This is a genomic window from Pseudofrankia sp. EUN1h (genome assembly GCF_001854645.1).
Classification (GTDB): domain Bacteria; phylum Actinomycetota; class Actinomycetes; order Frankiales; family Frankiaceae; genus Pseudofrankia; species Pseudofrankia saprophytica.
In genome coordinates this window covers 74,607-99,556 of record NZ_MBLN01000036.1, presented here as the reverse complement: position 1 = coordinate 99,556, position 24,950 = coordinate 74,607, and the positions used below count along the sequence as shown (strand labels likewise).

Annotated in this window: 19 protein-coding genes; 5 read left to right on the top strand and 14 right to left on the bottom strand. The window is 74.0% G+C overall.

The genetic code is table 11. The features are described from left to right. The first annotated feature begins 364 nt into the window (after positions 1 to 364). Entirely contained in the window at positions 365 to 1,504 is a 1,140-nt protein-coding gene (locus tag BCD49_RS08560; RefSeq protein WP_035924364.1) for an alpha/beta hydrolase family esterase, read from the top strand. Between the two features lie 57 nt (positions 1,505 to 1,561). Here the strand turns inward: BCD49_RS08560 and BCD49_RS44930 are convergent, their stop codons facing one another. Continuing rightward, positions 1,562 to 3,133 carry a hypothetical protein gene (locus BCD49_RS44930; protein WP_071041359.1) on the bottom strand — a complete coding sequence of 524 codons (1,572 nt, stop codon included), beginning with the start codon at positions 3,131 to 3,133 and terminating at the stop codon, positions 1,562 to 1,564. A 474-nt stretch (positions 3,134 to 3,607) separates the two neighbouring features. On the opposite strand from BCD49_RS44930, the gene mscL reads away from it, so the two are divergent. The 3 genes from mscL (at position 3,608) to BCD49_RS44030 (ending at position 8,683) form a co-directional block, all read left to right on the top strand. Continuing rightward, positions 3,608 to 4,048, top strand: a complete 441-nt coding sequence (gene mscL / locus BCD49_RS08550) for a large conductance mechanosensitive channel protein MscL (RefSeq protein ID WP_007516981.1) — start codon at positions 3,608 to 3,610, stop codon at positions 4,046 to 4,048. Positions 4,049 to 4,500: 452 nt separating this feature from the next. Next, positions 4,501 to 6,159, top strand: a complete 1,659-nt coding sequence (locus tag BCD49_RS08545) for a S1C family serine protease (RefSeq protein ID WP_027140291.1) — start codon at positions 4,501 to 4,503, stop codon at positions 6,157 to 6,159. Positions 6,160 to 6,868: 709 nt separating this feature from the next. Beyond that, entirely contained in the window at positions 6,869 to 8,683 is a 1,815-nt protein-coding gene (locus BCD49_RS44030) for a hypothetical protein (protein WP_198939429.1), read from the top strand. Between the two features lie 33 nt (positions 8,684 to 8,716). Here the strand turns inward: BCD49_RS44030 and BCD49_RS08535 are convergent, their stop codons facing one another. From BCD49_RS08535 to BCD49_RS08490, 10 genes are all read right to left on the bottom strand, one after another. Beyond that, positions 8,717 to 9,364, bottom strand: a complete 648-nt coding sequence (locus BCD49_RS08535) for a response regulator transcription factor (RefSeq protein WP_007516976.1) — start codon at positions 9,362 to 9,364, stop codon at positions 8,717 to 8,719. A 136-nt stretch (positions 9,365 to 9,500) separates the two neighbouring features. Next, positions 9,501 to 10,370: an MOSC domain-containing protein gene (locus BCD49_RS08530; protein ID WP_071041358.1), complete on the bottom strand. Its 870-nt coding sequence runs from the start codon at positions 10,368 to 10,370 to the stop codon at positions 9,501 to 9,503. Between the two features lie 184 nt (positions 10,371 to 10,554). Beyond that, positions 10,555 to 12,519, bottom strand: a complete 1,965-nt coding sequence (locus tag BCD49_RS08525) for a copper resistance CopC/CopD family protein (protein ID WP_083401347.1) — start codon at positions 12,517 to 12,519, stop codon at positions 10,555 to 10,557. Positions 12,520 to 12,784: 265 nt separating this feature from the next. Continuing rightward, positions 12,785 to 13,534, bottom strand: coding sequence for a YcnI family copper-binding membrane protein (locus BCD49_RS08520; protein ID WP_083401346.1), 750 nt, complete (start codon positions 13,532 to 13,534; stop codon positions 12,785 to 12,787). A 274-nt stretch (positions 13,535 to 13,808) separates the two neighbouring features. Then, on the bottom strand, positions 13,809 to 14,459 hold the full coding sequence (locus BCD49_RS08515; protein ID WP_027140292.1) for a hypothetical protein: 651 nt from the start codon (positions 14,457 to 14,459) through the stop codon (positions 13,809 to 13,811). 211 nt (positions 14,460 to 14,670) lie between these two features. Continuing rightward, complete coding sequence (locus BCD49_RS08510; protein WP_007516967.1) at positions 14,671 to 15,570, bottom strand: metal ABC transporter permease; 900 nt, start codon at positions 15,568 to 15,570, stop codon at positions 14,671 to 14,673. Then, complete coding sequence (locus BCD49_RS08505; protein WP_007516966.1) at positions 15,567 to 16,430, bottom strand: metal ABC transporter permease; 864 nt, start codon at positions 16,428 to 16,430, stop codon at positions 15,567 to 15,569. Before BCD49_RS08505 ends, BCD49_RS08510 begins: the two co-directional genes overlap by 4 nt. Before the next feature lie 58 nt (positions 16,431 to 16,488). Next, the gene (locus BCD49_RS08500; RefSeq protein ID WP_051466655.1) at positions 16,489 to 17,268 is read right to left on the bottom strand and encodes a metal ABC transporter ATP-binding protein; all 780 of its coding nucleotides are present in this window, start codon (positions 17,266 to 17,268) and stop codon (positions 16,489 to 16,491) included. Between the two features lie 392 nt (positions 17,269 to 17,660). Next, positions 17,661 to 18,665: a metal ABC transporter substrate-binding protein gene (locus BCD49_RS08495; RefSeq protein ID WP_007516166.1), complete on the bottom strand. Its 1,005-nt coding sequence runs from the start codon at positions 18,663 to 18,665 to the stop codon at positions 17,661 to 17,663. Positions 18,666 to 18,788: 123 nt separating this feature from the next. Continuing rightward, the gene (locus BCD49_RS08490; RefSeq protein ID WP_007516167.1) at positions 18,789 to 19,823 is read right to left on the bottom strand and encodes a hypothetical protein; all 1,035 of its coding nucleotides are present in this window, start codon (positions 19,821 to 19,823) and stop codon (positions 18,789 to 18,791) included. Between the two features lie 396 nt (positions 19,824 to 20,219). On the opposite strand from BCD49_RS08490, the gene BCD49_RS08485 reads away from it, so the two are divergent. Then, the gene (locus tag BCD49_RS08485) at positions 20,220 to 20,513 is read left to right on the top strand and encodes a type II toxin-antitoxin system VapB family antitoxin (RefSeq protein WP_007516168.1); all 294 of its coding nucleotides are present in this window, start codon (positions 20,220 to 20,222) and stop codon (positions 20,511 to 20,513) included. 612 nt (positions 20,514 to 21,125) lie between these two features. Here BCD49_RS08485 and BCD49_RS08480 read toward each other — a convergent pair. The 3 genes from BCD49_RS08480 to BCD49_RS08470 form a co-directional block, all read right to left on the bottom strand. Continuing rightward, positions 21,126 to 21,485: a hypothetical protein gene (locus tag BCD49_RS08480; RefSeq protein ID WP_071041355.1), complete on the bottom strand. Its 360-nt coding sequence runs from the start codon at positions 21,483 to 21,485 to the stop codon at positions 21,126 to 21,128. 80 nt (positions 21,486 to 21,565) lie between these two features. Continuing rightward, the gene (locus BCD49_RS08475; protein ID WP_241832291.1) at positions 21,566 to 23,584 is read right to left on the bottom strand and encodes a hypothetical protein; all 2,019 of its coding nucleotides are present in this window, start codon (positions 23,582 to 23,584) and stop codon (positions 21,566 to 21,568) included. A 96-nt stretch (positions 23,585 to 23,680) separates the two neighbouring features. Continuing rightward, a complete protein-coding gene (locus tag BCD49_RS08470; protein ID WP_071041354.1) occupies positions 23,681 to 24,895 on the bottom strand; it encodes a pyridoxal phosphate-dependent aminotransferase in 1,215 nt (404 codons plus the stop codon). Positions 24,896 to 24,950: the final 55 nt, after the last annotated feature.

Sequence of the window (24,950 nt, the reverse complement as noted above, 5' to 3'; positions counted from 1 at the left end):
CCCGACCCGCCGCCGGCCATGACGCGCCGTTCGAGCGGGCGGATGCCGTGGCCGGTCGGTGCCGGCCGATCCGGTGGTCGGGAGGATTCTCGTCGGTCGGCGAGCGGATTGGTGGGACGCAGCGGGGACGGGGTCTGAAGCGCGGCGACGGCGCCCCTGAGGCCCTTCACGAGGCCGGCGCAGGCCGCTCACGGGGGGGGCGGTTCATCCGCGGGATCGCGCTCGGCGCTGGGTGACGACGACCTGGGCATCGCCGCCGGTGGGCCGGGTGAAGCGGCGCATGTCGGGGCAGGACGTGGCAAAGCGAGCACCGACGGCCATGACGGGCGACCAGCGGTCGAACCGGTGGACAGTACCGGACAGAATGGGCGTTGTGTCGGCCGTTCGTTGCCGCCGGGCCGTCACGGTCTGGCTTCTCAGCCTCGCGCTCGCCGCGCCAGTTCTGGCCGGATGTGGAGTCCTCGCCGACGATCGACCAGCCACCCAGGCCTTGCCGGGCTCCACTCCGGCCGCGGCCGCCGCCGCGACGCGCACGGCCGGACCGGACGCGTACGAACGCTCCGGCCGGACCGGCAACCTGCGGCTGATACTGCCGGGCTCCGACACCGCGGGGCCGTACCCGCTGGTCATCGCGCTGCACAGCCTGTACCACGACGGCGGTGAAGTGGCCGGGTGGGGACTGGACCAGTTGGCGAAGACCGCTGGCTTCGCGCTGGTCAGCCCGGACGGCAGCGACGGATCGTGGAACGCGGGCAGCTGCTGCGACAAGGCGGCCAGCACTTCGATCGACGACGTCGGCTGGCTGCATGCGCTGATCCAGCACATGGAGACCAACTACCCGATCGACCCGGCCCGAGTGGTGATCATCGGGCTCTCCAACGGCGGGATGATGGCCTACCGGTACGCCTGCGAGCATCCCGAGGACCTCGCCGGGATCGCGGTCGTCGCCGGCAGCCTGCAGCGGCCCGGCTGCCGGCCGAGCACGCCGATCACGGTCGTCTCGGTGCACGGCGGCAGGGACCAGTACGTGCCCGCCGCCGGGACGCCGTGGCAGCCGGCGCTCAGCTCGCCGGTCACCTCGACCGAGCAGAGTCTCGCCCCGTTCCGGACCGCGAACCGCTGCGCGGCCCCGACCAGCCCCGGCGATGTCACGGCCACCGGCTCGGACGGCGCGCCCCGGCTGTCGGAGACCCTCAGCACGGGCAGCGCGGCGGTGACCCCGGCCCAGATCCGGGCCGCGATCGCGGCGCCGCCCTCCCCTGCCGCCGGTGTCCCCACCACGCCGTCGGTCACGCTGGTACCGACCGACCAGGCGACAAGCCCCACGGACGCGGTGCGCACTGAGTCGACCTGCGCCGCGGGTGCCCGAGTCGTCGACTACTACCTGCCGAACGTCGACCATGGCTGGCCCCCGGCCACCGGTCCGAGTGCCTTCGCCACCACGTCGGTGATCTGGCAGCTGCTGAGCGCGGTGCGCGCCCACCCGGCTCCCGCCGGCCGCTGACGGACCTGAGACGACCTGACGCGACCCGGGGCGTCTTCCACCTCCGTGGCGGCGGCCTCAGGCGGCCGGCTGGAAGGAGGCGCGCAGCGCGGTCATCAGGGTGTCGAGGTCCCCGTCGGAGTCGGCGGGCACCCGCACGATCAGGATGTACACGGCACCGGGCGCGTCGACCGAGCGCATCAGGTAGGAGACCTTCTGGCCCTGCCTCACATAGGTGCCAGTCAGCTCACGCACCTTGGCGCCGGAGACCGGATCGGTCACGTCGCCGGAGCCGGTGACGGCGAGGCTCGGCTGGCCGCCGAACTCGAGCGCCTGCACCTTGGAAAGCGCGCCGGCACCGTCGACCCCGGTTCGCCGGGCTACGCCGACCATCCGCGACCCCGACGGCTCACCGAAGAACACCCCGGTGGAGTCCTCACGTACCGCCCAGCCACCGGGGTGGGAGAAGGTCGACTTCGCCTTGCTGGCCGTGGTGGTGTACGCGACCCAGTCCGGCGGCACCGCCGAGGTCGGCGACGCGCTCGCCGTCGGGGCCGGGGATCCATCCGCCGGCGCGGACGCCGTCGGCGTGGCGCTCGGAGCCGAGRCCACGGCGCTCTCTCCGCTGGGCCGGACCTTCTCCCACACGACGCCCGCGCCGACACCGAGGCCGAGCGCGAACCCGAGCCAGACCAGCGCGATCACCAGCCGGCGCAGGAACAGCCCCATCCCGGGGTCAGGCGCCTCGCGAGCGGAGCCGGAACCGCCGCTCAGGCCCTCGTCGGCGTCGTCCTCGGGGTCGTTGACCTTGGCGAAACGGCCGGTTCCGGTGGGCGACGGCGAGGCGGCGGAAGCGGCCGCCCCGGTGGCCGCGCGGCGCGGCCCGGTCCCACGACTCGGCCCGGTCCCGCGGCTCGGCCCAGTCCCACGGCTCGGCCCGGTCCCGCGGCTCGGCTGGAAGCCGCCCTCGTCGTCGTCGCCGCCGGCGTCGCCGGCACGGGACACGCCGCCTCGATCTCCGGCACGCCAGGGACGCTCGTCGACGCGGCCCGGTCCGTCGGCCCTGGTCCGCTCCCCGCCGGGCGCGCCCGGCCTGGCGGCGAACCGGCCGCTGGCGCTACCACCCCTGGCCGGCTGCCCGGTGCCGACCGGCGACCCATCTGTCTCCGGGTCCTCGGCTGGCCTGACCCGCCCGGCCGGTCCGCGGTCGCGGTCGCCCCAGCCGTCCTGGCGACCCGTGCCACCCGAGGCACGGGCGTCGGTGTCCTGGTAGCCGCCGCGCCGGGGCGCGGGGGCGCCGTCCCGGTAGCCACGGGCGGGTCCGGTGCCTCGCGGGGCGGGCTCGTCCGGGCTCCAGGCCCCCGGCCTGTCACGGTCGCGCCCGGCGTACCCCTGCTCGCCTCCGGCGCGCCCGCGGCCGCCCTCGTAGCCCGGCCGGCCGCCTCCCGGGTGGCCGGCGCCGTCCGCCCGGCCAGCGCCGCGGCCGCCGGTTGGGCGGCGGGCTTCCGGTTCCTCGTAGTACTCGTCACGCTGGTATGACGCGCGCCCGTAGCCGTCCTGCCGGTATCCGTCGGTCTCGTCAGCGCGACGCCCTGGCACCGCGGGCCGACGCGGGTCGGGCGGGCCGGGCCGGCGAGCACCGTCCGTCACCAGGCAGCCTCCATCCGGGCCTCACGCCAGCTTTGCCTCACACCGGTGTACCACCGGCGTTGGTTCCCCATTGCGRCAGGTCCTGATCAACCGGACCTTCGTCGCCCACAGAGCATTCAGCATGCCACTGGGCATTTCGATCGCAAAGCCGTCGTCCGAGCACCAACGCGGATAGGACGACGAAATCATGACGGATTGCCGTCCACCGGGCACGCGGAGGAGACCAGTCGGTCACGCAACGCGGTCGCATCGATCCGGTGCCCCACCTCGATGCCCCCGGCTTTCGCTCGGTTCAGGCCGTCCAATCGGGCGTTCGAGACATTCGTCTACGGTGGCCAGTCAGATGGCGCCCGGCCCGCACCCACGTCCGCCCCGGCGGCCGCGGGGAGCGGGACGGCCCGCCCGCGCTCGGGCGGGCCTCGCCCCACGCGGGTCACCGACCGGTGCCTGAAGGACAGATACGAGGGGGAGCAAATGCGGGACCTGCTCAAAGGGTTCAAGCAGTTCATTTTGCGCGGCAACATCATCGACCTGGCCGTGGCGGTCGTCGTCGGTACCGCGTTCACCGCGCTGGTCACATCGTTGGTGAAGAACATCTTCACGCCACTCATCGCGGCGATCGGCGGACAGCCGAACTTCTCCACCCTGCACTTCAAGATCCACAATAGCGTGTTCGCCTACGGTGCGTTCATCAACGACCTGCTCACGTTCCTCATCGTCGCCGCCGTGATCTACTTCATCGTCGTGATGCCACTGGCGAAGCTCGCCGAGCGGCGCACGCGGGATCAGGTGCCGGTCGAGGAGGAGCCGGTGCTGTCCGACGAGGCCCGGCTGCTGATCGAGATCCGCGACCTGCTGGCCGCCCGTGAGCCCGGCACCGGCACCGGCACCGGCCTGACCAAGTCGAACCTGTGACGGTCCCAGCCAGACCAGTCTGACCTGCTCTGACCTGACGGGCCGCCGCCAGCCGACGTGCCGGTCTGCGTCGATCGCGCCCGGGACCCCGGCGTCTCGACATCCGCGATACCGTGCGCGCGGGTCGGTGGCAAATGCCGCCGGCCGCCCCAGCGGGGAACGGATGACAGGGCGGGTGGTGGCGGGCGGGGCGCGATCCGGTCCAGCACGGCCATGCCGGTCGCCCGGTTCACCCAACCCACGGCCGCGCAGGCGGCGGCCTCAGCAGCCATCGGGGACAGCCCGCCACGCGGTGGACGGTGGGCGGCAGGACAGGAGGGCGCCGGGCGCTGTCGGCAGACCGACCGCGCCGGACCCGCCTGTCCGATAACCGATAGCCTATGGAGACCGCTTAGCGGAAACGTTGGATGGATTTCAGGAATCGCTCAGGGTCCGCCGGGAAAGTGCATCTCATGACAACGCGTCCCACCTTCAACACCACCGCGCCAGGCAACAACGACGCGGAGGGCCGGCCGATCGATGCCCGGGAGGTGCCTGACGCCGCGTCCGAGTACCGCTCGCCGTGGGCCCCGCCTGTGACGGCCTCGGCCGAGAACACCGGACCCGGCGCGGCTCCCCAGGGGCCGCCCGGCGGGTTCGGGCACATGCCCTACGCCGGCGGCGCGAACCCGGCGACCGGCCCCGTCCCGGTCGGCGCCGCGACCGGCGGCCTCCCGACGCACGCGGTGTTCAACACCGAGGGCACGCCGGGCCCCAACAACCCGCCAACAGGCCCCGGGCAGGGCTCCCCGTGGGGCCCGCCATCCCCGCAGTCGCCACCGTCACCGCCATCGCCCTGGTCGACGGGCCAGCCTTCCGGCCAGCCGTGGACGACCCCGCAGTACCCGCCACCCAGTGGTGGGTACGGCTCGCCCGTCGGCCCCGGTGGGCCGGGCGGGCCGGGCGGGCCGGGCGGGCGGAACACCGACTCGGCGCGCTCCGGCCCGCTGGGCGGACGGCGCCGGCTGATCGCCGCGGCGATCGCGCTGGTGCTCGTCAGCGGCGGCATCGGCGGCGGCGTCGGCGCCCTGGTCGCCGACAGCAACGGTTCCGCCTCCCAGGTCGTCACCAGCTCGGGGCTGACCCGCGACACCGACAACTCCCCCGTCGCGCCGGCCGCCGACGGCACCGTGAGCAAGGCCGCGCAGGTCATCCTGCCGAGCGTGGTCACGATCTCCGAGGTGTCCAGCAGCGAGGCCGGCACCGGGTCGGGCATCATCATCCGCGCGGACGGCTACATCCTGACCAACAACCACGTCGTGTCGGGCGCCTCCAGTGGCGGGTCACTCACTGTGACGCTGCAGAACGGCGAGCAGCTCGACGCCACCGTGGTGGGTACCGACCCCAGCTCCGACCTCGCGGTCATCAAGATCAACAAGACCGGCCTCACGGCCGCGACGTTCGGCGACTCGGACGCGCTGCAGATCGGCGAGCTGGTGGTCGCGGTCGGCAGCCCGCTCGGCCTCAACGGGACGGTCACCTCCGGCATCGTCAGCGCCGTGCACCGGCCGGTGCGCACCGGCGACAGCGAGGTGCAGGACCAGAACGCGGTGCTCGACGCGATCCAGACCGACACGGCGATCAACCCGGGCAACTCGGGTGGCCCGCTGGTCAACAGCAAGGGCCAGATCGTCGGCATCAACAGCGCGATCGCGACCGTTGACAGTGGTGGCGGCGGGTTCGGTCAGCAGCAGCAGCAGTCCGGCAACATCGGCGTCGGCTTCGCGATCGGCAGCAACTACGCGCAGAAGATCGCCCAGCAGCTGATCGCGACCGGTCACGCGACTCACCCGTACATCGGCGTGAGCGCGTCGGACACGGGCAACAACCAGACCGGCACCGGCGGCGCGGGCGCCCAGATCCGCTCGCTCGTCGGCGGCGGCCCCGCCGAGCAGGCCGGACTGCAGGTCGGCGACGTCATCACCAAGCTCGACGACCGGGCGGTGGCCGACACCGACTCCCTGATCGCGGCGGTGCGCGCACACGAGATCGGCGACACCGTCACCGTCACCTACACCCGCGATGGCCAGACCCACACCGACCAGGTCAAGCTGGCCCAGCAGCCGCAGTAGGCAGGCGGCGCGACAACCCAGCGCCCGCGGGCAGGGAGGCCAGACGGCCCCCGCGGCCGAGGGACGGGCACCCGAGCCCGGCCGGTGGCGACCACCGGCCGGGCTCGCCGCCTTCGGACCTTCGGACCGGCGCCCTGGGCGTTGCCCTTCGGCTTCTGGCGACCGCCAATGGCGGCCATGCCGCGAATACGCGACGGAATCGCCGGCTTTCATTCGAGCTTTTCCCACCAGCTCCACCACGGATCATCAGATAATGATTTTCCGGATCCGGCGACCGCCATGTGGCGCGGATTTGGCGCACACCGAGGCCGCTCGGACCCCGCCCAGAGCGGCCCGGCGGGCAGCGGCGGCGGCGGCGTCCCTCGGGGCGACTTGTCCCGTAACCGACGCGGTTCACCCAAGAACCTGCTGTACGTCCGGTAGCCCCAGATGAGACCATGTTCGGGAGTGGGGCGTCACGGATCGGCACCTGATGGGTCGAGTACGACCATCACCGTCAAGTCCGATGGGCTGTCGAACGCGCGACACGGCGATCTTCGCAAGCTTCACGCCCAAGGAAGGCCTGGCTCCTAATATTGGTGCGTCCGACAGAACGACAGGAGTGGCGGGCGATATGGGCGGCGACGCGGACCTAGTGGCACGAGTACGCCGCGGCGACCGTCAGGCGTTTGACGATCTCTACGATCGGTACGCGGACGACGTCTTCTCGATGTGCCTTGTGGTTCTGGGGGACCCGACGGTCGCCCGCGCCGCGGCCGGCACGGCGTTTGCCCTCGTGGCCCGCACCCGGATGAACCCGCTGAGCGAGCCGGATCGGCTGCGGTCGTGGCTGCTGGAGCTCGCCCGAGGCAGCGCGCTGGCCTGGTCCGGGTCGCCGCAGGCTCGTAGCGCCCCCGTCCCGCACGGCGTCAGCGCCGAGGAGATGATCGACGGGGCCGTGGTGCCCGCGCCGACCAGCCTGCGCGCCGGCCTCGCGCGCACCTTCGACCGGGCAGCCAGCGCCGCCGCGCATGAGCGGGCCGCCCAGGAGCGGCTCGCCTCCCGCACGGGCTACGGCCTGGAGTCGTCCTCGCTGCCGATCCGCACCACCGGCGCCGCCGTCGCGATGGCTGGCGCCGCCGCGTTCGCCGAGCCGAACGCGGACGACACGGACACGGACGCCGAGACCCGACACGACGTCGCGGGGGCCGTCGGCCTTGGCGCCGTGGCCGCGGCCGGGCTCACGGACGCGCCCACCGTCGCCTCCGGCGCGGCCGGAGACGTCGGTGTGGCCGCGGCCGGTACGGGACCGGCCGGCTCGAACCTCGCCACGGCGGCGGCGGGCAAGGGGACGGCGGCCGGCCACGCCCAGGGCGGGAACCTCGCCCAGGCGGCCGCCGACAACGTGACCAAGGCCGCCCACGGGACCACCAAAGGCGTCGGCGCCGCGCACGACCACGGCGGGAACGCCGCCCAGGCGGCCGCCGACCACCTGACCAAGGCCACCGGTCACGGGGCGGCGGACGCCGCCGGAGCACACGGCCACGCCGTCAACCTCGCGAAGGCCTCCGATGGCGGCTCCGCGGCCAGCCATGGCAACGCCGAGGCCACCCAGGCCGCGGCCGGCCACGGCAACGCGGCGGACGCCGCCGCGCAGGCGCGGTCGTCCCAGTATCAGAGCGCCGTCGACCCGGTCACCAGCCCAGTGCGGCTGCCCGACGACGACGTCGACCCACCGACGGTGGACGTCGACCTCAGCGAACTCCCCGCGTCGAACGTGGTGCCGTTCCCGGCTCACCGCCACGACGCCGACGGCCACTACTACGCGGACGGCCAGGGCGCGCCGCTGGTGCCGATCGACGGCGCCGAGGGGCGCCGTCGCCACGGGCCGGACTGGCGTACCCGCCCGGCGATCGCGGTCGCCGCGTCGTTGGTCGTGGCGGTCGCGGGCATCACCGCCGCGCTCAACTGGCCGGCACCGACGGCCGAGCTGTCCGCCCAGGACTTTCCCGACGTCGCGATCGTGGCGCCCTCCCTGGAGGTGGGCAAAGCGGGCGGCGACGCGTCGACCAGGCAGCCGACCCCGCCCGGCCCGACGGCCGCACCGACCGTCGGCGCCACCAGCCGCCCGGACCCGGGCGGCAAGCCGCGGCTCGTCAGCGACGACCGCCCGATCGCCACGACGACGCCAGCGCCGCCGTCGCGGGCGGGTGCCTCGTCGGCGCCCGTGACCACCCCGCCGCCTCCGCCGACCACCACCAGGGGCACCAGCTCCACGCCGTCGCCGACCCGCACGACGACCTCGCCGACGCCGTCGCCGACCCGCACCACCACCTCGCCGACGCCGTCGCCGACCCGCACGACCACCTCGCCTCCGCCAGGTGACGGCGGCGCTCCCACCACCGCCCCGCCGTCGACCTCCTCGGCACCGACCACCACGCCGCCGGCGCCACCCAAGACGACGAGTCCTCCGGCCAGCGCGCCGGACAACGGCACGGCGTCGCTTTCCGGGACCGGTGGCTCCGGAGCCACCGCCAACATCTAGCCCTAGCGTGGGCAGCCAGGCCGGCCGAAGCGGCTAGGACTCGCGGAGGTAGGTCAGGACGGCGAGCACGCGGCGGTGGTCGCTGCCGGACGCCTCCAGGCCCAGCTTGGAGAAGACGTTGGAGATGTGCTTCTCGACGGCGCCGGCGCTGACCACCAGCTCGCCGGCGATCGCCGCGTTGGAGCGTCCCTCGGCCATCAGCCGCAGCACCTCGCGCTCCCGCGGGGTCAGAGCGGCCATCGGGTCGTCGCGCCGGGTACGGACGAGCAGCTGCGCGACCACCTCGGGATCCATCACGGTGCCGCCCGAGGCCACTCGCCGGACCGCGTCGACGAACTCCCGGACGTCGGCGACGCGGTCCTTGAGCAGGTAACCGATGCTGCCGGCGCCGTCGGCGAGCAGCTCGGCGGCGTACTGCTTCTCGACGTACTGGCTGAATACCAGCACCGGTGAGCCCGGCACGGTGGAGCGGGCTGTGATCGCGGCCCGCAGCCCCTCGTCACGGTTCGACGGCGGCATCCGCACGTCGACGACCGAGACGTCCGGGCGGTGCTCGATGATTGCCTCGACCAGGGCCGGCCCGTCGCCGACCGCCGCCACGATCTCGCACCCCGCGTCGGTCAGCAGCCGGGACAGTCCCTCCCGCAGCAGCACCGAATCCTCGGCGATCACGACCCGCACGAGCCCTCCCGGTCCTGGTCCATGGTCGGCAAGCCGCCACGGCGCATCGCTGGCACGCCTCCGGCCGCGCGAGGCTTCGCCATTGTCGCGCGGCCCCTCGGCGTGGTCGTTCTCGAGACTCCCGGCGCTGACGGCGTTACGCGGGCGGCGGCGGAGTCACTGGATCGCCAGGGCGCACCGTGCCTGCGCCGCGCACCTGGACGTAGATGCCGCATTCGGTATGACCGTAGTGGTCGGAAAGCTCCTTGACGACCTTGAGGTCACGCTCGGCGGTATCCGGATTGACGGTGGTCGCGGCGCAGCGCCGGGTGACGGAGAGCACCTGGGCCCGCACCGGGCCCAGGGCGATCTCCCGGCCGACCCAGTCGCGCTCGGCCCAGGCCGGGATGCCGTCGACGTAGACGTTGGCCCGGAACCGCAGCGGGTGGACCGGTTGGCCGACCCGCTGGGCGAGGTCGCGCACGGATGCCAGGTTGACGACCGAGACCGCGCGCATCAGGTCCGGCCCGCCCGGCCCCGCGTCGGTGAACCGGTGCCCGCCATGGGCCTCGACCAGCCGGGGCAGCGCGCGGACCCCGTCCGGACTGTTCAGGCCGGGCGAGCCGTCCGTTCGGTTACTCCGAGCAGCGGCGTCGGACGTGCCGGCGGTCGGTGCGGCGAGCGCGCCGAAGTACTCCTCGACGGCGCGCCGCCCGGCCGCGGTGCCGAGGTCGGCCGACCAGCGGCGCGTGCMGTCGTCGACGCTGAGCTGGCCGGTAGGCGGGTCGTAGCCGGTGCGGACCCTGGCGAGCGCCTCGTCGCGCTGCAGCATCAGGAACCGTGTCTTGTGCAGCGCCACCGGACGTTCCTCGTCGAACTGGGTGTCGGGCAGCGCGAGCGCGAACAGCCGGTCGCCGGGGACGCCCTCGCCGACGCTCAGCGCGACCTCGTCGATCGGCTCGGCGGACAGCCCTTTCACCGGGTACCGGTAGAGCTCGGTCACCAGCGGATCAGCCGAAGCACCCATCTATCCGCTCCCTCGCCCGTCCGCCGCCGTCCGGCCGCCTGCCGCGCGACGGCGACGCGGTCTCACGCGGCAGAGGCGGCTCGCTCGGCGGCGCGCATGTCCGACGCTACCGGGCATCGGGCGGCTTCTTCACCGTGGCTCTCGCAGCGCCGTCGGCCGGCGGGCTCACGGCGCTGCCCACGGGTCAGCGGACGCGGTAGGTGACGATCGTGGAGTACTGGTCGAAGTCATTGATCCGCAGGGTGATCGTCATGCGCCAGTYGCCCGGGAGCGGGACCTGCGCCTCCTGGGTGGTCAGCACCCCGGTGCCGGCCGCGACCACCGGTACGTCGAGCGGGCCGACCTGGGCCGCGGGGAGCGACAGCGTCACCGACGCCTCGACCAGCCGCTGTAGCTGGCCCTGTGGATCACGCACGGTGACCTCGACGCCCTCCAGCCCGATCCGGGTGGGTGATACCCGCACGTCGACCGTGAGCGGTCCGGCGACGGTCGTCGTGTGGAACGGCGGCGCGTACGAGTTACGGCCGGGGACACGGTTGATCAGAACGACGGTCACGGCCAGCACGGCCACCGCGATCACCGCTTCGGCGACCACCCCGCGCCGCAGCGCGGCGAGTGCCCCGACGGTGACCTCCTCCCCGGAGTCGCCCAGGTCGGGCGCGGTGCCCGCCCCGGTGCCCTTCGGGTCGTCCCGCGCGCCTCGCCGGCGGGCGGTGCCCGCGACCACCGCCTCTGTCTCGGGTGTCATGGCCAGCGCGACCCGACGGTAGTGGCGCCTGACCCAGCGCTGGGAGACGTAGCCGATCCCGAGCATCGCCAGCACGAACCAGAGCTTGTAGAGCAGCAGCCGCCCGTAGTCGGTGTCGAACAGCGCTGGCAGCGTGCCGACCTCGCGCCACGCCTGGTAGGTGCCGCTGACCACGATCGCGGCGACCGCGGCCATCGCCGTGCGCGACCAGCGCGGGAGCACCGAGGCGAGTTCCGCGGCCCGGTCCGCGGGCACCGGCACGGCCTCGGCGCCATGCTCGTCCAGGTAGGCACGGGCGGCGTCGAGGTCCGCCTCCTCATCGGCCTCGCCGCTGTCTCCCCGCTCGATGGTGGAGGCCCAGCCGGCGGATCCGCCTCGTCCGCCCGTCGTCGCGGCCTCAGCGCCTCGCCGGTCGATCAGCCCGGCGGCGAGCGTGGCCAGACCTCCCAGCCAGATCGACATGGCGAGCAGGTGCACCGTCACGCTGCTGGCGGCGAGCCAGGACCACGAGCCCGCGCCCGCGTGCCCGACGAGCGCCGTCGTCGCGGCGACCGCGACGGCGAGGCCGCCGAGCTCGGCCATCACCCAGGGCGACGGCCGCTGGGCGCCGGTGGCCGGTGGCCGGGCGGCGGCTGCGTCGTCGGCGGTGGCCGCGGTGGCCGACAGCACGCCTCGCAGCAGCGGAAGCGCCAGCAGCAGGGCGAGCAGGTGGATCAGGGTGAGCCGGCCGTAGCGGTCCCCGAGGGTGGCACCGAGCGGATCCCAGCGTGCCAGTGCCGAAAGCCCGAGTCCGCCGGTGTAGACGCCCTGGAGGAGCAGACAGGCGATGGACCCGACGAAGGCCGCCACCCAGCCGGCGGCGACCAGCCGCCGGGGCGCGGGCCGGCGCAGCCCGGCCGGCCACAGCGCCGCCAGGAAGAACACGGCGCCGAGCAGCAGCGCCATCCCGGCGAACGCGACCAGCCGGGCGAGACCGAAGGTGAACCCGGTGACCGCAGACCCCTTCGGCGTCGCGCTGGCCGCCGCCGCGGCGCCAGCCGCCGGGGCCTCACCGATCCCGAACGCGTAGCCGCCCGCGATCGGATGGCTGTCGGCGGAGACGACCCGCCAGCTGACGAGGTACGTCCCGTTGGGCAGCCCCGGCTTGAGGGCCACGGTCACGTCGGAGCCGTGCGCGCCGCCGTGCGCGCCGCCGGTGTCGATCCGGGTGCCGTGGGTGTCGATGACCCGGATCGAGTTCGCGTCGGTTCTGACGGGCTCGCTGAAGCCAAGCGTGATGCTCGTCGGCGCGGTGGCGATGGCGGTGCCGCCGGCCGGGGTGGCCCGTTCCAGGATGGCGTGCGCCCAGGCCGGCGCGGCCGCGCCACCGACGACGGCCAGCGCCGCCGCGAGGGTCAGCACCAGCAACGTCCCGGCCCGGCGGCGACGATGCCCGGCCGCCGCGACCCGGCGCTGAGGACGACGGGCCGTCGGGCCGGAGCCTCCCGTCGGAGCCGTCGGCGCATCGGCCGTGGCGTCCGGCCGAGGTTGCCGGGAAGAACCCGGCGAATTCGCCGCCATGCCGGTTGTACCGCTCATAACCTTCAGTCTCTTCCTGTTACCGCTCCCGGCGGGCCTGCCCGCCCGGTGACCGTTCCACCGGGCGGGCAGGCCGCGCGTGCGCGCGTCAGCCGCCCGTGCCGGCGCGGCGCCGGGAGGTGGCGAGGGCGAAGCCGGCCGCCGCGAGCCCGAGCACGCCGACGACCAGCCCGGCGATCCCCAGCCCGCGAGCCGTGCCATCCGACAGGGACGCCGTCCCCGTCAACGTCGAGACTCCCGCAGGCGTGGCGGCGGCCGTGGCCCCGTTGCCGGTGTCCTCGGACGCGGTGGTCAGGGCCAGGGCGGGTGCCGGGTGCTCCGGCTCCGGCTGACCGGCCGCGCTCGTGTCGATCCAGCGCACGATCTCGCCGTCCGAGTAGGTCTGCAGCGTCTTGAAGGTGATCGACGAGACGCCCTCGGGCAGCGGGCCGGCCGAGACGACGAAGGTGTCGAACTCGCCTGGCCTGATCCCGGYGGAGCCGTCCGCGGCGGTCCAGATGATCTCGGTGACCACCTCGTTGACCTTGTCACCGTCGTCGGTGACCACCGGTTTGCTCGGGGCGCCCCTGCGGACCTCGTAGGTCCAGCCCGCCTTCGGCTGCACGCTGACCGACGCTATCGGCGTGTCGGTGGGGAACGCGACGTCAAGCTTGGTGGTCGACGCGGTGTCGCTCTCGGTCGGCACCTTGAACGCCAGCGTCGTGTAGCCGCCGGCGGGCGCGCTCGTCGGGGCGACGGAGACGTGTGCCGAGGCGGGCAGCGCCGTCGCGACGACGGCTACGGTTCCGGCGGCGAGCACGCCGGCGGCCCGGACGACCCGGGACATGGTTCGGGACATCGTGGTCCTTCCACGCAGGTGGACGAGCGATTGGCAGGGGAGGGCCACCCGTTGCCCAGGGACCGTCATGGCGGTCTCGCCCTGGACGGTCGCTCATGGGCCCGGTCGCCCAAGGGGGCTCACGGGTGGCGGCGAGGCGCCCACCGGTCGGCCCTGCTCCGCCGCGCGGTGGCGACGGAGCACCGGCCCCGGTCATGGGATGTGCCTCGTTGTGGCGTGMCGCGCCCCGTACCCGGCCGTCGTCTCCTGGGCGTCAGAGCCTCGAGCCTCGGAGTCAGGCGGGTGTCAGGGCGCCCCGCGACACGGGCGGTCCGCGCCGCCGCGCCGCCCGGCCGACTGGCGCGTCCCGCGGCGAGACCGGTGGCGTGGCCGACCAGGCCGACCGAGCCGGCACGCCGGCGTTCATGGCCGCCGGCAGGGCCGTGATCGCCCGGGCCAGCAGGCGCCGCAGCAGCGCCACCGCGCCGGCCAGCGGGCCGAGGACGCGCGCCGTCAGGTGGCCCGAGGTGGCGCGCAGCGTGGCCACGGCCCACAGCACCTTCTCGGCCCGGTGCAGCAGGGCGCCGGTGACGACGACCGCGACCAGGTGAGCCAGGATCATCAGCCAGGAGCTGGCCAGGTAGTGCCCACCGCCGTAGGCGAGCAGCTCCGCCGGGGCCACCACATGGTGATGCTCCGGGTTCGCGGCCCGGTGGCCGCTCAGGACGAAGGCGACGTGCAGCCCAAGCTGGGAGCCCGCCAGCGCGACCAGCACCGCCGGCAGACCGCGGCGACGCCCGGCCACGCCGTACGCCAGCCGGATCAACAACGCGCCGGCGACGACGACCAGCACGCCCGCGGGCGGCGCACCGCCGGCGGCGGCGTGCGCGGCGACCCCGAGACTGGTCGAGGCTCCGCCGGCGACGACCGCTCTGACGAGCCGCACGCCCGGGGCGGTGGGGTGCCCAGCCAGGGGGTGCCCAGCCAGCGCATCAGGCCACCGCGGACCGGTCACGCCGGGCGACCGGCGCGCGCGGGCCCGACCAGTCGTCACGACGGTGACTCTGCCATAACCCCAACGTTCGCCACTATTGCCCACGCAGTCGGCCAGGCGTCAGCTGTCCCGCCGAGCCGGCGAAGGCCACGCCGGATCACCCTCAGCCGGCCGCGGTGGGCTCCACGGCCGGGGAGCGGGACGTGACGAGATGGACGCGGGGGGCGACGAGCAGCGAGAGGGCGAAGAAGGCGGCGATGGTGAGCACGATGGCACCACCGGCGGCGACGTCCCACTGGGCGCTCACCGCGAGGCCGATGACGCTCGTGGCGACTCCCAGGGCCATCGACAGGGCGGTCATCGGGCCGGTGCGGGCGCACCACAGCCGCGCGGTCGCCGCCGGGCCGACGACCAGCGCGATCGCCATGATCGTGCCGACGGCGGGCACCGTGGTCACGACCGTCACCTCGACCACGAGCAGCACCACCAGGTCGAGTAGCCGGGCCGGGTAGCCGGCGGCCCAGAGCGCCGTCGGGTCGAAGGCTCCGAGCAGCAGCTCCTTGCGCAGCGCGGCGAGCACCGTGAGGACGACGGCGGCCACGACGGCGGTGATGGCGAGGTCCGCCGTGCCGACGGTCAGGATCGAGCCGACCAGGAAGGCCGTCAGATCCTTGGTGAAGCCGTCCTGGGCGGACATCAGGGCGACGCCGAGCGCGAACCCGCCGGACAGGACGACGCCCGTCACGCTGGACAGGTCACGCCCGCCGCGGCCGGCCGGAGCGGCCGAGGGCAGGGCACCGCCCCCACCGCGCGCCCCCGAGACGGCCGCGACCACGCCGACGACGAGCAGCCCGAACAGCCCGGCGCCAAGGACGAGGTGCACGCCCAGCAGCGCGGCGACGACGACGCCGGGGAACGTCGCGTGGGTCAGCGCGGTGGTCAGGAAGCTCAGCCGCCGCAGCACCACATGCACCCCGACGGCCCCGCAGAGGACGCCGACCAGCACGGCCTCGGCCAGCGCGCGGCGGGTGTAGCCGTCACCGAGGGTCTCCCACAGCCTCATCGCGTCTGCCGCGGGCGCAGCCGGGCGCGGGCGGCGGCGGCCGCGAGCGCGAGCAGGTAGGCGGCGACGAGGACCAGCACGACGGTCGCGCCGGTCGCGAGCCGGATGCCGTGGTCGACCGAGATCCGGTAGCTGACCAGCAGACCGAGCCAGCCACTCGCCATCCCGAGGGCCACGGCGACGGCGACGATCACGACGATGCGGTCGGAGAGCAGCCGTGCGGCCGCAGCCGGGACCACGATCATTGCGATCACCAGGACGGTGCCCACCGCGCGCACCGCGGCGACGACGACGAGCGCGATCGCCAGGTTGAGCGCCAGGTCGAGCGCGGCCACCCGGTAGCCGGCCGCCCTGGCCGACTCCGGGTCGAACGCGACGAGCAGTAGCTCCTTGCGCAGCGTCGCCAGGATCGCGAGCACGAACGCCGCGACGACGGCGGTCGTCACGATGTCGGCGACGCGCACGGTCAGCACTCGGCCGAACAGGAACGCCGTCAGGTCGGCCGTGTACGACGAGCGCCGGGACACCAGCACGACGCCGATCGCGAAGAACCCGGTGAGCAGGATCGCGAGCGCCGCGTCCTCGCCGACCCGGCGGGTCGCCGCGAGCAGGGTGAACAGCCCCGCCGCCACGCAGGCGACCACCAGGGCTCCCGGGAAGATCCCCGACTGCCCGCCGAGCAGGAAGCCGACCACGACACCCGGGAACACGGTGTGGGTGAGCGCTTCGGTCAGGAACGCGAGCCGGCGCAGGAGCACGAACACCCCGACGACGGCCGCGAGGCCGCCGAGCAGCAGCAGCTCGACCAGCGCCCGGACGAGATAGGGCCGCTCGAACGGCGTGATCAACAGCTGGCTCACTGCGCGGCTCCGCGGGACGGCCCAGGCGGGCCACCCCGCCGGGCCCGGCGGGCCGAGGTCATGGGCGGGCCACGATGACGCCGTGGGCCCCCAGCTCCACCGCGGCGCCGCCGTAGGTGGCGCGCAGCAGCTCGGGAGTGAGGGTCGCCGCCGGCGGGCCGAACGCGAACTGGTGCCGGTTGAGCAGGCAGACGTCGTCGCAGGCCAGGTGCGCGAGCGCCAGGTCATGGGTCGAGATCACCACCGCGGTGCCCGCGGAGGTCAGCCGGGCGAGCGCCGCGAGCAGCGCGTCCTGGGAGACCGCGTCGACGCCGTTGAACGGCTCGTCGAGTAGCAGCAACCGCGGCCGCGCCGAGATCGCCCTGGCCAGCAGGACCCGCTGGCGCTGCCCGCCCGACAACGTTCCGAACCGGTCGTGGGCACGGTGCTCGAGCCCGACCGCCGCGAGCGCCTCCTCGGCGGCGGCCCGGTCGTCGGCGCCCGGCCGGCGCACCCAGCCGATCCGCCGGTAGCGGCCCATCAGCACCACCTGCGCGACGGAGACCGGGAAGTCCGCGTCGAGGGTGTCCGCCTGGGGGACGTAGCCGACCTCGCGGCGAGCCCGGGCCGGCGCCTGGCCCAACACGGTCACCGAGCCGGACACCACCGGGACCAGGCCGAGCACCGCCTTGATCAGCGTCGACTTGCCGGCACCGTTCGGGCCGATCAGCGCGACCGTGCGCCCGGCCGGCACCCGGCCGGTCACCCGCTCCAGCGCCGGGGTACGGCCGTAGGCGACGGTCGCTTCCGAGAGCACCAGCGCGTCCGGCGCTCCCGCGGCGGCCGGTTCGGCCGGCACGGCCGCGTCGGCGGGCCGCGCCACCCCCGCCGGCTCGGTCCGCGCGGCCGGCGCCCGGCGCGGCGCCGACCGGTCGCCGTCGGCGACGGCCCCCGCCACGACGACCGACACGGCCGCGGCCACGACGGCCGGCTCAGCGACGGCCGGCCGCGCCCCGCGGTCGGCGAGCGCGGCCAGCCCGAACCGCGGCGTCACGAGCGACGGGCCCGACGGAGCTACCGAGGCGGGCCGGGCGTCGGAACTCATGGCGGCCACGGTATGCGGTGGGCAGCCGGCCGACAGTGGGCGGTCGGTCCGAAGGCCACGGTCGGTCCGCGTCGCGACCGACCGCGCGAGGTGGGCGAAGCCGCGCGCGGCCGCCGCGGCGGCCACCGGTCGTGGCGACGGCCGCCTCACCGCAGCGCTCCGACGATCACGTCGGTGTTGTGCTGCTCGGCCTTCAGGTAGGTCTCGCCGGCCGACCCGGCGGGGCCGAGCGAGTCGGCGTACAGCGAGTCCTCGCCAGCGACCACCGTGACACCGGCCTCATGCCCGATCGTCTCGGCGGTCTTCGGTGGCAGAGATGACTCCGAGAACACCGCCTTGACCCCGGTCGCCCGGATCTTCGCGACGATCTCCTGGATGGCTCGGCCGGAAAGCTCGGCCGAGGTGTCGAAGCTCGGGATGATCGAGCCGACGTAGGTGATTCCGTAGCGGGCCGCGTAGTAGCCGAACGCGTCGTGGTTGGTGACCAGCAGCCGACGGTCGGGTGGGACCGTCGCGAACGCGGCGGCCTGGCGGCGGTCGAGCCCGTCGAGCGCCGCCGAATAGGTGGCCAGATTCGCCTGGTAGGTCCCGGTGTGCGTCGGGTCGGCCCGCGCCAGGCCCCGCTCGACGCCGGTCACCATGATCTTGGCGTTGCGCGGGTCGTGCCAGATGTGCGGGTCGTGCTCGCCGCCCTCGTCACTGGTGCCGGTGCGCAGGGTGACGCCGTCGGCCATCACCACCCGGGTGCCCTCGAACCCGGCGGCCGAGACCGCGTCGTCCAGCCAGGACTCCAGGCCGACGCCGTTGGTGACCAGGACGTCGGCCGTGGCGATGGCATCCAGGTCGGCCGGCGACGGTTCGTAGTCGTGCGGGTCGACGTTCGGCTTGACCAGCTGGGTGACCTTGACGAGGTCGCCACCGATCGCCCGGCTGAAGTCGCCGGCCTGGGTGGTCGTGGCCACGACCCGCAGCTTCCCGCCCTGGGCGTCGCCGCCGGCGGTGCCGTCCCCGCCGGTCCCCGAGCCGCAGCCAGCGAGCAGCGTCGACGTGGCGAGCGCGAGCAGCGCACCAGCCGCCGCCAGGGCCCTGGGGCGGCGCTTCCGGGGCGCGGCGAACCGACGGACAGGCGTCCGGACCTCTGAAGGGCGCATGCCCGTAATGAAAACCGTTTCGGATACGGCTGTCAAACCGAGCCCGCGGACGCCGGGTACTCGGGCTGGTGCCCGGACGGCCAGAACCCGTCGGTAGGCGGACCCCGCTAGTCGGCGGACCCGCTAGTCGGCGGAAAGCAGGCGGCGAAGTTCCAGGCCCAGCGAGCGCGGCTCGGTCAGTGGCTGGCGGAAGGTCACCCGCAGCTCGTCCGCGCCCTCCGGGCCGACCTGCCACAGCGTCAGGCCGGTGCGATCGAGATCGCCGACCGCGACCGCGGCGACGGCGGCCAGGTCCATGGGGTCCGCGAGCCGCCTGGACCACGCCGGCCCGGCCTCGCCGCCTCCGCCGCCCCCGTTGGCGAGACCTCCCAGGCCGACGGCGCCGGCCGCACCCGCACCCGCGGCCGAACCGAGGCCTTCCGTCACCGCCGCCGTGCCGCCGAGCGCGCCGGCCGTCCGGGACGGACTGGCCACCGGCCGGGCGACCAGCTGGCCGTGCGCGGCGATCCGGCGCAGCTGGTCGGCGTGCGCGGTGTTCAGATGCTCCACGAGGTCGGGCGCATAGGCGGCGATCAGGTCCGGCTCGGCGAGCGCGTAGGCGGCCAGATCGATCCGCTGACCGTTCGCCGTCGATGGCCACCGCGGCTCGGCGCCCTGGCCGAGCGCCTTGCTCTCCGCGCCGCTCACGGCACCCCCGGCCGCCCAGTGGACGCGGTGCAGCCATCCCCGGCGCATTCCCGGCTCGGCCGCGCTGGGCAGGCACAGCAGGACCTCGTCGACCGACAGCGCCACCGCCGCGAGCTCGTTGTCGCCGCACGGCGGCACCTCGACCGTCAGGCCGGGCCCGGCGATCCGGCGGGCCACCTGCTCGGCGCTGCCCGGCACCGCCCGCAGCTGCCCGGCCAGCACGAGCCGCTCGCCCGTGGCACCCGGGATGTCGAGGCGGCAGCGGCGCGACGAGGCGGCAGCGGCGGCACGCGCGGGCGGGCTGTCTGCGCCGACCAGCAGAACCGGCTCGCCGCCGTCGTCGATCAGGCCGGTCCAGCCCCGCACCCGCGGTCCCAGCAGGGTCAGCAGCGCGTGCCGGGCGCCGGCCAGCACGGTGCGCGCGCGGACCGCGTCTCGGACCGTCGCCTCGTCCGGTTCCTCCGCTGGCATCGAGTTCCTCCTGTCATCAGGTAAGGCTTACTTAAGTAGCCGCCGCTCCTCCCGTCAAGCAAAGGCCTTTCCTCGGCGTGCGGACGGGAGTGCCGAGGCCCCAACCAGCCCAATCGGCGACACAGGGGGTGACTGGCGTCTCGGGAGGATCGCCGCCGCGACGGCGGGGCGCGTTGACAACTACCCGACGCCAACAAGGCCCGCGTGTCTCAATGTCCGAGCAACTACGGGCCGGACACTGGTAGTGCCCCGGGGCGCGGACGGAGGATTCTAGGCTGGACTGGCCGGCCGGCCCGGGGGCTGGCAAGCGGCCACGCGGCCCGGCGCCGTCCGGGTGGCGAGGTGTTGACAGTTGGTCCGTGGCGTGAAGGTTGACGGCACGGCGAGGAGGTTCAGGTGATCTTCAAGCTGGTCGGGGACAGTCGCCCGTACCCCGACCACGGGCTCGGCCAGCGCGACTGGGCGAAGATCCCGCCCCGCCAGGTCCGGCTCGACCAACTGGTGACCACGAAGCGAGTTCTCGCGCTGGATCTGCTGCTCGACGAGGACTCGACCTTCTACGGCGACCTGTTCCCACATGTCGTCGAGTGGGAGGGGGTCCTCTATCTCGAGGACGGGCTGCACCGCGCGGTACGAGCCGCGCTGCAGCAGCGCACGTCCATCCACGCCCGCGTCTACACCGCGCTGTGACATTGGTTCGCTCCGTGCGGGCGGCGCGCTCCGGCCCCGTACTCGCTTCGCTCCCACGGGACCTCCGCGCGCCGTCCTCCTCCGCTCACGGGTCCTCCGGCGACCTCCGCTGCTGCCCAACCCACATCGCTTCGCTCGTGGGCCGGGCCTCCGCGGGGGCGCGCCTCCGCGCCAGCGCGGTCACCTTGCGCTCAGACAGCGCGAGACCACAAAACCGGGCCCGGGGCCACTTCGCTGCGCTCGTGGAGCGGAATTCGCTCCCGACCGGCCGGTACGGCAGCGCTCTAGCCGTCACCAGTCCAGACACCCACGAGCGAAGCGAAGTGGCCCTACAGATGGGCCTGCTGCGGGTTGGTGACGTTCAGCGGCGGGTGACCGTGCGGGCGCGGAGGCGCGCCTCGCGGAGGCCCGGCCCCGGAGCGACGCGAACGGGGTCGGGCCGCAGCGAGGTCGCCGGAGCGCCCGTGAGCGGAGGAGGACGGCGCGCGGAGGTCCCGTGGGAGCGAAGCGAGTACGGGGCCGGAGCGCCGTGCCCGGACGGAGCGAACCAGCAACAACCTTCGGCCCCAACCCCGGTCCCGAAGCAGGCCTGCGCGTTCAGCGGCCAGGCGGCTACTTGCTGGGGAAGGTGTAGACGACGAAGCGGTCGTCGTCGACCTTGGCGAAGACGTAGCGYGGGCAGGCCTTCGCGGGACGGTAGGCGGCGACGGGGCGCAGCACCGGTGAACGCATGATCTGCTTCACTCGGCCGCCCGCGAGCCTGTTCATCTCGGCCGTGGAGACGTCCGGTGGATTCTCCCGTTGCTCGTAGTACGAGCCGCAGTACCTGATCTCCGGAGGCCGGGACGTCCAGGCCGGGGTGTGKAAGAACCACAGCAGGTAGAGCTCCCGAAAAATGATCACCATCAGCCCGATGATCAGCAAAGACCGGACGAAGTTCCCGGCTCGGGACGAGGCGAGGACGGGGCTCACAAGACCGGGAGCCTACGGGCATCGCTGCAGATTTTGGGGCATGCCCCCTCGGTGCGGCGAGGCGCGGGGGGCCTTCGCCGCTACGGGCAGCGCGTCAGGACGTGCAGGGTTCCCGTGTTCGGGAAGTCGAAGGCGCTCGACKGGCACCAGCCCTCGCCGCGCAGATCGGCGAGTTCCGCCCGCGTGCCCGAACGGTCGTAGACGAGGACGAACAGCAGGACGCGGCTCGGGGACGGGCCCTGGCGCGCCGCCAACGCCGCGCGTGCCCCGCCGGCGCCGACCTGGGTGAGGAAGACCGTCGAACCCTCAGGCAGGCGCGGGCCGACGCGGACCGGCGCGCCTGGCACGCCCAGCGCGCCCGGGGCCGCCGCCGGATCCGCGGGTCCCGTATGCCCGGCCGTGAGGATCTGGGGCGCGGGCAGGTAGGCCCCGTCGTCGCTGACGCCCATCGCGTACAGCCAGCCTGAGCGAGCCAGCCGGCCACCGACGACGACGACGTCACCCGGCTGGTAGAGCCGGCGGGTCAGCGTCGTCGCGTCGACCATCAGCGCCACCGGCCGGATCTCGGCGCGCTCCCGCCACAGCGGCGCCAGCGCGCTCGCGGACGCCACCGGCGTCACGGCGAGCACGGCCAGCGCGGCCGCCAGGAGCACCCGCCCGGCCAGGGCCGCCGCCCCACCGAGGCCGCCGCGGGCCGCGAGGCGGCGGCCGGCGGGGCGAGCGACGTGACCGGCCACGCGGTCGGCTCCCGTGGCGATGACGACGGCCAGCAACGGGACGAGGAACAGGTTCGTGCGGTTGGCGCCGAAGGGCCAGTAACGGCCGGCGCTGGCCGCCAGCGCCAGCACCAGCGCGCCCACCACGGCGGCGATCAGATGGCGCCCAGGGGTTCCTCGGCGGCGCGCGAGCGTGACGGCTCCGACGACGAACGCCACGCCGGCGGCGGGAGCGATGAGCCAGCCCGCGGCGAAGGTGGTGTCGGTCGCCGGGTGCACGAGGTTCGGGTCGTAGCGGTCGACGCCGGCCGGCGCGCCGCCGAGGATCCGGACCGCCTCGCCCGCGACGAACCGGACCGCCTCGAGCGGGCCACGGCCGGCGAGGAACTGGGTGTCCCAGAACTGGCTGGCCCGTTGGCTGGACTGGTGGCCGACGAACAGCGCGGTGTGCAGCCCGCAGATCGCCAGCGCCGGCGCCGCCGTCAGCGCGGCGGCCAGCCGGCGTCGCCACCCACGGCCGGCCGCCAGCACGTCGACGGCGGCCAGGGGGATGATCAGGAACGCGGCCGGCACCGAGAACAGTGAGACCAGCCCCGCCGCGGCACGCGCCGCGAAGGCCCGGCCTGGCCTGGGAGCGAACCCCTGGTCGTCCGGAGCGCCCCCGTGCCGGTCCCCGTCGATCCCGTTCCCGTTGGCCGGGTCGTCCGCGCGGGACTGTGCCGTCGGCCGCGGGTCTCCGGCCGTCCACAGCCCGACGATGGCCAGCGAGGCAAGCGCCTCGACCGAGTATGGCTTGAGCTGGGTACCAAGGTCGACGATCACCCCGGACAGTCCGACCGACGCCCCGGCGAGGCCGGCCGCGACCACGCCGGCGAACCGTCGGGTGAAGACGTAGACGGCCGCGGGGAGCAGAACCAGCGCGACCAGCTCGGGTACCCGCAGCACCCAGGCGTGCCAGCCGAACAGGTCACCGACGAACCGGATGAGCGCGGCCCAGCCGAGCGCCGACGGGGTGTTCGCGTGCGCGAGCTCCGGCCAGAAGGTCGACGCCGGCTCGGCGAGGAAGTGCGGCCGCCAGATCTCGTCGTACCAGAGCGGACGGTCCAGCAGGACGTGCAGCACGCCCAACGCGGCGACGACGGCCCCGGCGAGCGCCACCGCCACGGCGGCGTCCACCGCCCGCCGGCGCGGTCGGGCCCGCCGGGTGCCCGACCGCGTATCCGGCTCGACCCCGGCGGCGAGATCCGCCTCGACGCCGGCGGCGGGATCGGCGGACGTCGACCCTGATGGTCTGACTTCGGCGGAGTCGACGGCGACCACGCCGGGAAGGGACGCATCCGGGTCGCCAGCTCCGGCGTCCACAGTTGAAGGCGAGTTATCCACAGGTCTTGTCCACAGGACGCTCAAGGCTGTGGAAATCTCGCCCAGTCATGTGGACAGCGACGCCGCGAGCTCCTCGTGCTCTGCTCAGAGCCCTGCTCAGATCTGCTGGTAGGTCGACAGGAAGCGGTCGATACTGCCGATGGCGGTCGTGAGGTCGTCGACGCTTGGCAGGGTGACGATGCGGACGTGGTCGGGCTTCGGCCAGTTGAAGCCGCTGCCCTGGACCAGCAGGATGTTCTCCGCCCGCAGCAGGTCCAGAACCAACCGCTCGTCGTCGCGGATCGCGTACACCTCGGGGTCAAGCCGCGGGAACGCGTAGAGCGCGCCGCGCGGCGGCACGCAGGACACCCCGGGGATGTCGTTCAGCAGCTTCACCACGGTGTCCCGCTGCTCGCGCAGCCGGCCGCCGGGCAGTACCAGGCCGCCGGCGCCCTCGTCGTTCGCCAGGGCCGCCACGACCGCGTACTGGCCGGGCACGTTCGCGCACAGCCGCATGTTCGCGAGGATGTTCAGGCCCTCGATGTAGCTGGAGGCGTGCTCCCGAGGACCGGAGACGACCATCCAGCCGGCGCGGAACCCGGCGAGCAGGTAGGCCTTGGACAGGCCGTTGAACGTCACGCAGACCAGGTCGGGAGCGAGCGCGGCCGTCGAGACGTGCTCGGCGTCGTCGTAGAGGACCCGGTCGTAGATCTCGTCGGAGAACACCATCAGGTTGTGCTGGCGGGCCAGCTCCACCAGCGACTCGATCGTCGCGCGGTCGTAGACGGCGCYGGTCGGGTTGTTCGGGTTGATCAGCACGATGGCCCGGGTGCGCGGGGTGATCATGGCGGCGACGTGCTCCGGGTCGGGCATCCAGCCCGCGGACTCGTCGCACAGGTAGTGCACCGGTTTGCCGCCGCAGAGGCTCACCACCGCCGTCCACAGCGGGTAGTCCGGGGCGGGCAGGAGCACCTCGTCGCCGTTGTTGAGCAGCGCCTGCAACGACATCATGATCATTTCGGAGACGCCGTTGCCCAGGTACACGTCGTCCGGGCCGATGCCCACGAGGCCCTTGCGGCGGTGGTACTCGGCGATGGCGACACGTGCCGCCGGCAGTCCCTTGGAGTCGCTGTAACCCTGTGCGCTGGCGAGGTTCGCGGTCACGGACGCGAGAACCTCGGGCGGGGTCGAGAAGCCGAACGGGGCCGGGTTGCCGATGTTCAGCTTCAGGATCCGCTCGCCAGCGGCCTCCATCCGGGTCGCCTCGTCGAGGATGGGGCCTCGGACGTCGTAACAGACGCCGGCGAGTTTCTCGGATTGAGTGAACTCCATGCCATCCAGGGTAGGCGTCTCGTCCACGGGTTATTCACGCCCGGTGTCCGCGCCA